Origin of the sequence: Paenibacillus sp. PAMC21692 (assembly GCF_014303795.1) — a bacterium.
Classification (GTDB): domain Bacteria; phylum Bacillota; class Bacilli; order Paenibacillales; family Paenibacillaceae; genus Pristimantibacillus; species Pristimantibacillus agaridevorans.
This window is the reverse complement of the sequence record NZ_CP060293.1, coordinates 6,113,389-6,127,023: the sequence shown is the minus strand read 5'-3', so window position 1 is coordinate 6,127,023 and position 13,635 is coordinate 6,113,389. Positions and strand designations below refer to the sequence as shown.

The window sequence follows — 13,635 nt, the reverse complement described above, 5'->3', positions numbered from 1 at the left end:
GTTGCAATGAAAAAGAAGCTAAGCATGATGCTAGCCATGATCATCGCCGCAGGAACTGTAAGCGCTTGCTCAGGGGGGAGCAACAAACCGGAAAATTCGAGCGGAGGGCAGACAAGCCAGAAGCCGGCTCAGACCGAAGGGACTGGCCAGGCGGGAGCGGAGGAGCCTTTGAAGTTCAGCATGTCGATTACGACAAGCGGCAACGCCCATGTAGAGCAGTCCCCGGATATTAACAAGGACAAATGGGTGCTGGAGCTGGAGAAACGAACGAATACAGACATTGAATTAACCACGATTCCGCTAAAAGATTTTGATTCCAAAATGTCGATTATGTTCGCGAGCAGCTCGATCCCGGATGTGGTGCAAAACGTGGGAGGAGCAACGGACAAATCGATGGCCGGCTCCGTGCAGGCTGGCGTATTTATGCCGCTGGACGATCTGCTTAAGGAACATGCTCCAAACATAATGAAAAACGTCACGCAAGCAGCCTGGGACGAAGTCAGCTATGATGGCAAAATTTACGGCATTCCGAATTGGCTAAGCAACCCGTCCAGAAGGGCTACGTTCATTCGGAAGGATTTGTTGGACAAAACCGGATTGCCACTGCCAAAGACGCCGGAGGAATTCCTCGACGTCATCCGCGCTTTCAAGAAACTGGGCGTTGAAAACCCTTACCAGCTCCGAATGGACTTTAAGTACGCCGATCTCTTTTTCGGCCCTTACGACGCGCTGGGCTACCAATTCATGCAGCAAGGCGATGAGATCGTTCCGAAATTTTTTGATGTGGAGAATATGACGAACGCTCTGACTATGTACAAAACGATGTATGACGAAGGTTTGATTCCCAAAGATTTCGCTACGTTGAATGTGTCCACGTACGGTGAGAGCATCAACGGCGGCAAAGCCGGCATGTGGACGTCCAACGCCGCGGGATTGCTCGACTTCCGCACAAAGATTAAAGCGGTTGATCCGAATGCGCAGGTCGAAATTATTCCGTCGCCGGTCGGTCCTGACGGACTGAGCGGATACGGTTTGTACAGCTCGGTCATTACGTCCCTGTACATCAATAAAAATGTGCCGGAGGAAAAAGCGATCCGCATTATCAAGATGCTGGATTGGATGCTGACCGACGAAGCTAAAATGTTCTTCACTTTCGGTATCGAAGGCGAAAATTATACGATCGATAATGGAAAAGTGAATTACAAAGCGCCTACGAACTCGGAACAAGAAGCCGAGCAAGGCTTTAGGGGTATGCTTGGGTTCATTAGCGACGCCACGATCAACCGGATGCGGATGGAGCTGCTTGAAGGAGGCCAGGACGTGTTGGACGCGCTGGATCAGACACTGGCCAAAGAAGGCGTGGGCGGCATTATCTTTATCCCGGATTTGGAGACGTTCCAGAAATATCCGGATCTGGCCTCCAAACGCCCCGATCAGGCGCCCAAGATCATCGTCGACCATATGGTTAAGATGATCTACGGCAACGAGGATATTGCCGATTGGCCGAAAGTAATCGAGGAATATCGTAAAAAGGGCGGCAACGAAATCATTAAGGAAGCAACCGAGCGGTTTAATAATCAGGATGGCGTTGTCTCCCAGGAATCGCGCAAACAATAAACCCGCGAAAGAAGTATTAATGAAGTAATCGGACAGCCTGCAAATCCAGTCACCAATGGGCCATCCCCCGCAGGGATGGCCTTCTCAACACCGGCAGGGAGGACCGAACATGGAGAGGCTCGATGCAAGAGGCTGTATATCCTCGATCGGACTTATGCGGCCGCCGCGGTAACCCAAATATACGCAAAGGAAAGGTGTGAAGGGAAGGAATGTCATGGTCAGCCTGTAAAAAATCAATTTCGTGCTTAACGGTGTTGTCCCTGTTCGTTGCCATGCTGTTCGGCGCGATTGTCCCGGCAGCGGAAGCAGCCTCGGAATCAGACAATCTGGCGTTGAACCGGCCGTCAACGACAAGTCAAGGAAACAGCGGAGCCGCTGTGGTGGATGGCGATCCTGCTACCTACTGGCAGCCCTCCATGTCGGATCGCGAAGATTTAAATGCATGGCTGCAGGTCGATCTGGGTACCGGCGCCGCTTTCAACAGCATTGTCTACGACATGAGCCGGATTACGATGAGCAAGCTGGATGTTCTCTACTCCGATGACGGCATCGAGTGGCGGACGGCGGCTTCCAGGACCGGCTCTATTCAACCCTACGAGACGATTCGATTCGATACCGTCAACGCCCGCTACATCAAGTTCGACATGACATTAAACAACGGACTTTCCTACCAGTTCAGAGAGTTTGCCGTATACCTGGAAGAGGAGGGGGAAGAGATACCCGCAGATTTGGAACGCATCTATTTCGTTGATGGCTCAGGCACGCCATATTCCGCCAATGCCGAACTGGTAGTGGAGCTCGGCGAAGAAGCGCAGCTTAAACTCATGGGACGCACTTCATCGAATATTGAAGTGGGAATGGACACGCTGGCCAAGTCCTACACGTCGACGGCGACGGGCGTTGCCGGCATTGGCCGGGATGGGATCGCTAGCGGCTACAAGGTCGGCGCGGCGCGCGTCTATGCCGAAGTCGAGAAACCCGGCGGCGGCAAGCTGCGGACGCCGGACTTCTGGATCAAGGTCGTCGACCCCGATGAATTCCGTTTCCCGTCATTTATCGCGAACACGGAGTTGATCCATGAAGACATGACGATGGAAATCGGTCAGCCGGCCGTGCTCCAGCCGGGCGACCCTCTGCCCTCCGTTCGCGTCGAGCCGACGGTAGCGGCGACTGTCAGCGGCGTTCTTTCACGCAAAGGAGAGCCTGGCGATGTCGTCTTGCCGGAACAATCGTTCGAGGCGTTCGAGAGCCTCGTAATATCGCTTGGCAGCCAGGCGGAAGCCAAAGGCGAGTATGCGCTGACGCTCCGGATCGAGCCGGAAGGCACGCCGGACCGAGCTTATAACGATACGTATTATTTTACGATTATGGACCCGTTGGATGTGCCGGAAGGCGGTAGCAAGGTTGCCTATATGGACCCGTCAAGCGGCAAGATGGTATACGTACCCGATTACCGCGGCAATCGGATCATTGATTTCTCCAAGTCGGGCTACGGGGGCGGAGGCGTTCCTCTGCCGAATGTGCAGGCAAGAGTCGTTGTCGAACCGGGCGAAGGAGATGACACCGCGAGAATTCAGGACGCGATTGATCGGGTTGCCCTTATGCCTGTCCGTGCCGACGGCTTCCGCGGCGCCGTGCTGCTAAAGAAGGGGAACTACGAGATTGCAGGCAAGTTGTCGATATCAACCGGCGGCATCGTATTGCGCGGGGAAGGAGACGACGAGGAAGGGACCGTTTTGAGAGCGACCGGGACGACAAAACGGAACATCATCGAAGCCAAAGGAGGCTCCGGACCTGTCCTGGACCCGTCGACCCGTCAAGAGATCGTTGATCTTTACGTGCCGTCGGGCGCAACATCCTTCGAGGTTGCGGATGCCTCGAACTACAGTGTCGGAGACACTGTCATCGTACGGCGTTACGGCAACGAACGATGGATTCACGAAATCGGCATGGACTATATTTACATGCGTCCGGGAACCGACGGCTCCGCGACAAGCCAGTGGACGCCGTTTAATCTCGATTTCGACCGGGTCGTTACCGCAATCGACGGCAACGTCGTCACCCTGGACGCGCCGATCGCCAATGCGATCGAACGCCGCTGGGGAGGAGGCGAGCTGTACCGCTATTCGGACGACTCCCGGATCGAACGGATCGGCGTCGAACGGATGCGCGTCGTCTCCGACTTTGATCCGAGCGTCATCGATACCGTTATGGACAATGATACGACCGATCCTTATTATGCGGACGAGAACCACGCCGAGCGTTTCGTCGTGCTGGACAACATCAAAAACGCGTGGGTGCGCGACGTCACGGGTTATCATCTCTCGTATTCGCTTGTACAGATGGGCCGGGGCAGCAAATGGATCACCGTTCAGGACAGCAGCATGTATGACATGGTCAGCATCATTACCGGCGGACGGCGCTATATTTTTCATATGATGGGCCAGCAAACGCTGGTGCAGCGGGTTTATACGGAGACGGCCCGCCATGCGTTCGTCGTCGACAGCCGCATTCAAGGTCCGAACGTTGTGCTTGATAGCGAATCGCAGTTGGATTACAACACCAGCGAACCGCATCACAAGTGGTCGGTCGGCGGTCTGTTCGACAATGTCGACGCTCAGGTGTCGATCCGGGACCGCGCCTGGCTGGGCAGCGGACACGGATGGTCCGGAGCGAACTATGTGAACTGGAATACGGAGGGAGGGCTCACGAGCCAGCAGCCGCCTACCGCCCAGAACTATGTCATCGGCCACGTAGGGACGAAGGTGCCCCCTCTTGTGCCGAGCGCTTACGACCCGCGTCCGCGCAAAGACGCATACTGGGAAAGCGCCGGACAGCACATCGCCGCGCCTGTCAGTCTCTATAAGCAGCAGCTGCTCGAGCGGCTCGGTCAGGAAGCTGTCGATGCTCTTGCGCCTGTCGCGTACGGCGGCGGGGACAAGGATGTCCCTCCTTCCGTCGAAGGAGAGCCGCTGCTAGCGAGCATATCTCTTGACGGCGTTCCGCTAACGGATTTCATACCGGAAACCTATAGTTATACCGTTAAGCTTCCGTTAGGAGCCGTGGCGGCTCCAACTGTGTCCGCCACGGCAAGGGAAGGCCTCGCCATTACGATCGAGCAGGCGGATTCGCCGCAGGGCGCTGCAAAGATTATCGTATATGAGACGGACGATCCCGGCAACTCGCTGCAATATGAAGTGAAGTTCGAGTCGATGCCGGTTTTGGGAAGCGTGCCGCAGAACCTGACGGTGTATCCGATCGTGTCCGCCGAAGCCTTTGGCTCGCATGCCAGCTATCCGCCGTCCAATGCCATCGACGGCGATCTCGGCACCCGCTGGGCGGGCAGCGGACGCGATCAATGGATCGTGTTCGATCTGGGCGACGAGCATTCGGTATCTTACGTGCTGACGGCTCGCTTTGACGAATCGCATTACGATTACGACATCGAGCTGTCTAAGGATGGCGCGGAATGGACGAAGGTGTTTACCGGTATGACAAGCGGCACGCCCAATATGCTGGAACCGGTGCAATTTCCGGCTGCCGATGCGAGGTTCGTCCGCCTCGTGACGCGCGGAAGCGACAAGGACGCGTGGAACAACCTTAACGAAATTGTCATTGCGGGCGTCGTACAGCAAATCGAACCGGGCGGAATCGGCTACATTCCTCCCGCGAATCCGGTGAAAGCGCAGGATACCGTAACGGCCGCGAGAAAGGGCAAAGCGGTCGTTATGGCATTCGATGCGGCCAGACTGCAGACATACTTGAACGGTGCGGGTTCGCAGGCTGAAGAGTTGATTATTCTTGCCGACGATTATGCGGATGCCGAAGAATACAAGCTGCTGATTCGGGCGGAAGCGCTGGCGGCGCTTGCAGATGCGACGAGCGAGGAGCTGCGAGTCGGCTTCGAGACCGCCTTTGGCAAGATCATGCTTCGGACGGAAGAGCTATTGAAGCTGGCCGGGGCGGGAAAAGTTGATCTGACGCTGCAGATTCGCGCCGCGACGCCGGAGGAAGCCGCTGCGATTGCAGCTGCCCATCCGCAAGGCGAGCTTGTTTCCGAACTCGTCGCGTTCCAGCTTTGGTCCGATAGCGGCAAAGGCCCGGAAACGGCGATGCTTGCCGGCGCCGGATTCGTGGAGCTGGAGATGCCGCTAAGCGAGCATTTCGCAAGCCGGGATCGTACGGCGATCATGCGGCTGGACGTCGGGGCGGAGCGCTTGACCGCCATTCCCGCCGTATTCGGCGAAGACGGTACAAAAAAGGCGGCCATCCGGTGTTTGATCGGTTGCAGCGGCGTATTCGCGGCCTTTGGCAACAGCAGTTCCTTTGACGATACAGTCGGACATTGGGCCGAAGACGTTATGGTCAAGCTCGCCGACAAGCGGATCATGAACGGAGCAAGCGCGAGGCAGGCATTGCCGGACGAGCCGATTGGCCGCGCGGAACTGGCCGCGCTGCTCGTGCGAGGTCTCGGCTTGCCAGCAGTCGAATCGGAAGCTCCGTTCGTGGACGTAACAAAAGGCGATTGGCATGCGGACATCGCGGCGGCCGCCCTCCGGTTCGGGTTGATCCAGGGCTACGGGGACGGAACTTTCCGTCCCGATCAGCCGATCAATCGCATGGAACTGGCGGTGCTCATCTATCGTTCCGTCCGGCTTGCGGAGACGGCAAACGGATGGGAGGCGCGGCGCGTCAATCAAGATGCCGCGCAGCCGTTCGTCGAGGATGCCGAGATCGAACCATGGGCCCGGGAAGCGGTGGACGGGCTTCGGGCAATGGGGCTGCTGGAAGGCAGGGGCGGGAACCGATTCGTCCCCCGAGGCCAGGCGACGCGAGCGGAAGCGGCTGCTCTGATCGCGCGTATGCTCGAGAGCGCGAACTTAATGAATTAACGTGAGCCAACAAGCAACGGGGCTGTTCGGGTTCTTAAGGAACCGATGGACAGCCCCGTTTTTCTCAGCGACATGTCAGCTTGAAGGCCTTTTCCTGGAGACCGCTATTTCTTGCAAAATCGTAAAAAAACACAAGCGGTCGTAAGCTTATTCATTGCGATGCTATCGGGGCGGTAGTATGATTGGAGTACATTTCGAGCGATAGACATAGGAGCAAAGGAGCTGTTGGCGCATGCAAGTACTGATCGTTGACGACGAGCCTGTCATTCGGTACGGCTTATCGAAGATGGCCGAGACGTATTCTCCGGGCCAGATGAAGGTGCGTACAGCCGTAAACGGGATCGAGGCTTTGCGGCTTATCGGCGAAGTGGAGCCGGACATCGTCCTGACGGACATTCGCATGCCGAAGATGGACGGGCTGGAGCTTTGCAAAGCGATTCACGATGACTATCCCCGTATCCACATGGCTGTCATATCGGGCTACGGCGATTTCGAATATGCGCAAAAAAGCATGGCTTGGGGCGTAAAACACTACCTGCTCAAGCCGGTGACGAAGTCGGACGTGCACGACGTTCTGGAGCGGCTGGTCAAACATTCGATGCGCGGTTATGTGTCCGTAACCCGCTATCTGCACTGGGTGGACCGCATCGAAGAATGCGTCTGGTCGCTCCATGCCGAGCAGCTGGCGCAAATCATCGGGCAGTGGCAAGCGGAATGCCTTTCCGAGGATATACCGCTGGCCAGGATGAAGGAAATGCTCGGCGACTGTCTCGATCTTTTAATAGAGCGCTTACAGAGCAGGCACTACTCGCTCCGCCTCGACCGCATAGACATCCGGGGATGCCGCGCGGACGAAATGCTGATGTGCTTCGCGGGTCATCTGGAAAGCATTATGAGCAAGCTGCAAACGATGCGCAAAGGAAATTTCAAGGATCCGATGGAAGAGGCCAAAACTTATATCGACAGCAGACTTTCTCAAGAAATTACGCTGGAAGAGGTTGCGTGCATGGTCGGACTTACGCCGAATTACTTCAGCGCGCTGTTTAAGAAATTGACCAATGAAACGTTTGTCCAATACCGGATCCAGAAAAGGATGGAGAAAGCCAAGGAAATGCTTGCGATTCCCCATTACCGCATCTCCGATATCGCCTCGGAAGTCGGGTACGAGGATTATCCGCATTTTACGAAAACATTTAAGAAAATCGCCGGGATTACGCCCTCCGAGTATCGCAGCGAGCTAGGCGTCAAATGAAGCGATTTAATTTGTATCAAAAGCTGTATGTTTATTTTCTGATCGTCATTGTCGTGTCCTTGTCCAGCGTCGGATTATTCACTTATACAAAAGCCTCCAGGGAATTGGACCTGTTGATGCGGGATCAGATGGAGCAAATCGTAAACAATGCGGTGCATCACACGGATCTGTATCTAAAAACCTACGAACGCTCCATGGTATCGCTGCTGACGAACCGTTCCGTGAAAGAATTTATCGACTTGCCGTCGGAACGCGACGAATACGAATATTATCATTACCGTTCCCTGATCGAGGATATCGGCGTCGACCCGCTGTTTATCCGCAATCCGGAAATCGAGACCGTGTATATGATCAGCTTTGCCGGCAACGCCGTCTATTATTTCAATAATGTGCCGGATCAAGGCTTTGAGGCCGTCGAAGTGGCGGAGCATATGGATTATTTGAAGTCGCATACCGGCAGCGAGGGCGAACTAAGCATTTTGAGAAGCACCATCCTGAAAAATGGACAAGGCCAGATGTTGACGCTGACCAGACAGATCAGGGGGCTAAGCTCGCCGCAATCCGCGGGCATTTTGGCGATCGAGATTCGCGCGGCGGATTTGTCCGCCATGTGGCAGGGCATCGACCTTGGCAAGGACGGTTACTTCTTTATCATGGATGAGAACGGCCAGGTCGTCTATCATCCCGATCAGACGCAGCTGGACAGACAGCTGGATCGCCAATTCAGCGCCAAAATCGCGGAAGCCGGCGAAGAGCTGTTCGAGCTGGACGCCGACGGGGAGAAACGTACCTATATGGTCCGGAAGTCGGATTATTCCGGCTGGAGTCTGGTCGTATCCAAGCCGACGAAGGAGATCGAGATGCCCGTCTCCAGCATTCGGACGACGACGCTGATTGTCGGTTTCTTTACTCTCGCGTTCGCGTTCGGGCTTGCGCTGCGGTTCGGAAAATCGATTACGAGGCCGATACAAGCGTTGAAAATGGGCATGCGGGAAACGGAAAAGGGAAATTGGGCGACCATCCCCTTGCCCGATCACCGGGACGAAATCGTGGAGCTTATGGTCCGCTACAACTTGATGGTGAACCGGCTGTCCGATCTCGTTGAGCAAGTATACCAGGCCGAGCTGAGAAACCAGGAGAGCCAGATGGAACGGCAGCGCGCCGAGTTCCAGTCGCTTCAACTGCAGATCAATCCCCATTTTCTGTACAACACGCTGGAGACGATCGTATGTTATTCGTTTGTCCGCGATTCCGAGGATATTTCCGACATCGTGAAATCGCTTGCTTATATGCTTCGTTATTCCGTGCAGACGAATCTGGAGGAAATCACGGTCGCGAACGAGTTGAAGCACGTGATGTATTTTATGGTCGTATTGCGTCATCGGATCGGGCGGCCGTTCGAGCTGGACGTTGAAATTCAACCGGAATATTTGCTTCACAAAATGGTGCGTCTTACGTTGCAGCCGCTGGTCGAAAATGTATTTCAGCATGCCTTTCCCGAGGGCATCGAGGATTTTCACTATATCCGGATCAACGCCTGGACGGAGGACGGCATGTTTTTGGTTAGCGTAAAAGACAACGGCGAGGGCATGTCCGCGGATCGCTTGCGCGAAATGCGTTTGAAGCTCGAAACCAATCGTCTGGCTGACGAGGGAGGCCATGCGGCAGGAGAGAAAGGCGGTATAGGGATGCTAAATGTTCACCGCCGGATTCAGATGGTTTTCGGCGAAGCGTACGGTCTTCGAATCGAGAGCGAGGCTGGGCGAGGGACGGAAATCCGCATGCTTATGCCCGCGTCTCAGTGAAACGGCTAGTACTGTCGACATGCATCAGGCTGGGAGGAAGAACTATGACGAACGCGCTGCGGCTGATCCTGCTGCTTATCGGTATCGCGATGGCGGTATCCTCTTGCTCGGGAACGGAAAGCTATAACCGCGAAATCGATGGAGCGCCGGAACGGGCGCTCAGCTTCTCCATGTCCATCTCGTCGAGCAGCAACCAATACGCCGAGCGGTTGAAGGACATCAACGACGTGAAATGGATCAAGGAGCTGGAAAAACGGACGAATACTGATCTGAAGATCCGCATGTTCCCGTTAAAGGATTTTCATGAGCGAATGTCGCTGATGTTTGCCTCCAACGACATTCCGGACGTCGTGCAAAATATCGGCGGCGCCACTACGACAGGAATGTCAGGATCGGTTGAAGCGGGCATCTTTATGCCGCTCGATGAGCTGCTGAAGGAGCATGCGCCTAACATTATGCGCGAAGTGCCCGAGGAAGCATGGGCGGAAACGAGCTACAACGGCCAAATATTCGGCATTCCGTCCTGGCTGTCCATTCCATCCCGAAGAGCGACGTATATCCGCAGCGACTTGCTGGAGCAAACGGGTTTGCCTGCCCCGAGATCCGTTGAAGAGTTTCTGGACATGCTCCGGGCGATGAAGCGGCTAGGCATCGAATATCCGTATCAGATGCGCGAAAATTTTAAGTATGCCGATACGATACTCGGCGCATTCGATGTGCTGCCCTCACAGTTCGAAATCGTCGACGACAAGGTTGTGCCCAAGTTTTTTGACGTTGAGCATATGACAGCCGCTCTCCAGACCTATAAGACGATGCTGGACGAGGAACTCATTCCGAAGGACTTTGCCACGATCACTCAGGGAGAATACAGCAAGCGCATCGAGGGCGGTCAAGTCGGCATCTGGTCGGCCAACGCCAAAAGCCTCAGCGATGTCCGCAGCAAAATCCGCAAGGCGGTTCCGGAAGCCGAAGTCGATATCGTCCCGTCGCCACGCGGCCCCGAGCAGTCGGGCGGTTATCTGCTTTATCCAAACGTCGCAAGTTCTTATTATATTAACCGCAAGGTTACGGCGGACAAGGCTGCCAGTATCGTTCGATTTTTCGATTGGATGCTGACGCCGGAAGCCGAAACCTACTTTTCCTTCGGTATCGAGAACGATACCTTTCAATACGAAGACGGAGAAATCCGATTCGATATTCCCGAGACGGATGAGGAGATCGATCTGGATTCGTTCCGTACGGGCTTGTGGTTCGTTCACGACGGAATATACATGAAGCAGCGCGAGCAGTTGACCGAGAACGGCAGGGATATGCTGTCCGCGATGGACAACATCGTGTCCCGGGAGGGGCTTGGCACGGTGCGTTTTTTTCCGGCATTAAATTCGTTCGCGAAATATCCCGATCTGGTGCCGCAATCCGACGATGTCGGCCCGAAGCTGGTTATCGACCATATGATCCGCATGATATACGGCGCCGAGCCGATCTCGGACTGGCCCAAGGTCATTGAGGAATACATGGCGAAAGGCGGCAACGACATTTTGGAGGAAGCGACGCGCCGCTATCGCGAGAATAATGGCGTAAGCGTTACAGAAAACCTGAAGTGAAAGCGAAGCTTGTTTCGCGGGGAAAGGGGTCTATATCCATGTATTCGGCCAATCGCACGACCGATCATAAACATATATTAACGATGCGTTATCCCGCATCATGGTGGCGTTCCCAGTGGAGGGAAGCGATGCCGTCGGGCAACGGAAACATTGGCGCCTCGGTATACGGCGGGGTGTACGAAGAAACCGTGCTGCTTAATCACGAGCTGCTATGGCGCAAAGGCTCGACGCCGGAGCTGCCGGATGTAAGCGCCTTGCTGCCCGAGGTTCGCCGCCTGGTAGGCGGGGGAGAAGCGGAGACGGCCGAAGGCGTGCTGGCCGGAGGCTTGCGCGCGAGCGGGTATGAGCCAAAGATTGCTTCGCCTCTGCCGCTCGGCGATCTTAAGATCTTTATGCCGCAGCGGCAAGCGTTCCGCGATTACGAGCGAAGGCTGAACATGGCAACCGGGGAGATCGTTGTCGGATGGAAGGATGGCGAGACCGCTTACGAAAGGGCTTTGTTCGTCTCACGCACGGACGATGCCGTCGTCCTGGAAATTCGAAAGCAAGGCCCGCTGGCGCTGGATGCCAGACTGGCCTTTCAACTGCATAACCCCGAGGATACCCGCAGGCCGGGCACGGCTTACATCCCGCAGGAGGTAGAAACAAAAAGAGATGGCGATTATTTGTATTATGCCGCTCGCAACAATGACGGCTCCGACTTCGGCGCCGTCGCCCGGATCTCGGCCAGGCCGGGGGCAATGGGCGCCGGCGAAGAAGACTGCGCGATCGAAGGCGCCGATTCGCTGCTGGCGATCATACGGCTGTTTCCGTCGGGGGAGAGGGAGCGCGAATGGGAACGTTTGACGCTCGGGCTTCGCGAAATGGATGACGATTACGGTTCCTTGCTCGCACGGCATGGGGCGGAGCACGGCCGATTGTTCCGCGCTTCGTCCTTCGATTTGAAGGCGGAGGGACGCGAACGCTCCAATGAGGAGCTGCTGATGGAGGCATACCGGGGCGAGACGCCGGATGCGCTTATGGAGAAGATGTGGGCATACGGTCGTTACTTGCTGATTTCCGCTTCGCGCGAGAAAGGTCAGCCGTGCCATCTGTATGGGTTGTGGGCCGGCGATTACGATGCGTTATGGGCATTTCACATGGTCAATGAAAATTTGCAAATGATGTATTGGCAGGCGCTCTCCGGCAATATGCCGGATCAGATGCTGGCCGTGTTCGACTACATGGAGTCGCTAATGGACGACTTCCGGACGAATGCGCGCCGCTTATACGGTTGCCGCGGCATCTATATCCCCGCCCCGACGGCGCCGGACTCGGGCCTGCTCAAAAATATTCAGCCTCACATTATCCACTGGACCGGCGGCGCGGGCTGGATCAGCCAGTTGTATTACGACTATTACCTGCATACGGGCGATAAGGTCTTTTTACGCGACCGCGCGATTCCGTTCATGCGCGAGGCCGCATGGTTCTACAGGGATTTTTTTATCCTTGGCGAGGATGGGCGCTTTGTGAGCTCGCCTTCCAATTCGCCGGAGAATACGCCGGGGAACTACTGGAAGGGGCCGCGTCACTCGATGGGTACGACGATGAATGCAACCATGGATTTCGCGATCGCCAAGGAATTGTTAGGCAATTTGGCCGACGGCTTGCGCGCGATCGGAGACGACGGGGAAGAAGAAAGCCAGTGGCGGGCCATGCTGGAGCGGATTCCTCCTTATCAGATCAACGGGGACGGCGCCATACGCGAATGGATGCATCCCGACTTCGACGACAATTACCATCATCGCCATCAGTCGCATGCATATCCCGTCTTTCCGGGAATCGAAGTGACGCGGCAGAACGATCCGGAGCTGTTCGGCTCGTTCGTCCAGGCGATCCGGAAGCGGCTCGTTATTGGACTGAAGGAGCAGTCGGGCTGGTCGCTTGCCCATATGGCAAATAACTATGCGCGTATGGGAGAAGGGGATTTGGCATTGGAATGTCTGGATATCCTTGGCCGCTCCTGCGTCATGAACAATCTGATGACGCTCCATAACGACTGGCGGGGCATGGGCATCGGCGTGGACATGGACTGGGCGCCCGTGCAGCTGGATGCCAATATGGGATGGACGGCGGCGGTACAAGAGATGCTCTTGTTCTCCGTACCCGGCGAGCTGCATTTGCTCCCGGCGCTGCCGTCACGCTGGATCCGGGGTTCGGCGGGACCGCTGCTGTCAAGAGGCGGAGTGCAATGCGAGCTTGACTGGGACCGGGGAGAACAAAGACTGGACGTTACGCTGCGTGCCGGCGGCGGACCTCAGGTCATCCAGCTTGTATTGCCGGACTTTGTAGCGCGAATTCGGAATTTCGAATACCGGCCGGGACATCCCGTGTCCGTTGAGCTGGATGACAGGCCGCTGCGCTTGCAACTGGAGCTGCAGCCCCAGATATAACCGATACAGCCACAGCAAGGAAATGAGACGAGG

Annotated in this window: 6 protein-coding genes; all 6 read left to right on the top strand. The window is 55.9% G+C overall.

Annotated features, from left to right (window positions below; translation table 11 throughout):
* The first annotated feature begins 6 nt into the window (after positions 1–6).
* Entirely contained in the window at positions 7–1,617 is a 1,611-nt protein-coding gene (locus H7F31_RS25060) for an extracellular solute-binding protein (RefSeq protein ID WP_187101010.1), read from the top strand.
* A gap of 209 nt (positions 1,618–1,826) precedes the next feature.
* Positions 1,827–6,509 (top strand): discoidin domain-containing protein, encoded by a 4,683-nt coding sequence (locus H7F31_RS25055; protein WP_187101009.1) that lies wholly within the window; start codon positions 1,827–1,829, stop codon positions 6,507–6,509.
* A 232-nt stretch (positions 6,510–6,741) separates the two neighbouring features.
* Complete coding sequence (locus H7F31_RS25050) at positions 6,742–7,761, top strand: response regulator transcription factor (RefSeq protein ID WP_187101008.1); 1,020 nt, start codon at positions 6,742–6,744, stop codon at positions 7,759–7,761.
* Positions 7,758–9,566, top strand: a complete 1,809-nt coding sequence (locus tag H7F31_RS25045) for a sensor histidine kinase (RefSeq protein WP_187101007.1) — start codon at positions 7,758–7,760, stop codon at positions 9,564–9,566. Before H7F31_RS25050 ends, H7F31_RS25045 begins: the two co-directional genes overlap by 4 nt.
* A gap of 44 nt (positions 9,567–9,610) precedes the next feature.
* Positions 9,611–11,170, top strand: a complete 1,560-nt coding sequence (locus H7F31_RS25040; RefSeq protein WP_187101006.1) for an extracellular solute-binding protein — start codon at positions 9,611–9,613, stop codon at positions 11,168–11,170.
* A gap of 38 nt (positions 11,171–11,208) precedes the next feature.
* A complete protein-coding gene (locus H7F31_RS25035; RefSeq protein ID WP_187101005.1) occupies positions 11,209–13,602 on the top strand; it encodes a glycosyl hydrolase family 95 catalytic domain-containing protein in 2,394 nt (797 codons plus the stop codon).
* The last annotated feature ends 33 nt before the right edge of the window (positions 13,603–13,635 follow it).

Excerpts from the sequence above, each read along its gene's own strand:
- H7F31_RS25035 (WP_187101005.1), top strand. The coding sequence starts at position 11,209 with ATGTATTCGGCCAATCGCACGACCGATCATAAACATATATTAACGATG.
- H7F31_RS25040 (WP_187101006.1), top strand. The coding sequence starts at position 9,611 with ATGACGAACGCGCTGCGGCTGATCCTGCTGCTTATCGGTATCGCGATG.
- H7F31_RS25045 (WP_187101007.1), top strand. The coding sequence starts at position 7,758 with ATGAAGCGATTTAATTTGTATCAAAAGCTGTATGTTTATTTTCTGATC.
- H7F31_RS25060 (WP_187101010.1), top strand. The coding sequence starts at position 7 with ATGAAAAAGAAGCTAAGCATGATGCTAGCCATGATCATCGCCGCAGGA.
- H7F31_RS25055 (WP_187101009.1), top strand. The coding sequence starts at position 1,827 with ATGTCATGGTCAGCCTGTAAAAAATCAATTTCGTGCTTAACGGTGTTG.
- H7F31_RS25050 (WP_187101008.1), top strand. The coding sequence starts at position 6,742 with ATGCAAGTACTGATCGTTGACGACGAGCCTGTCATTCGGTACGGCTTA.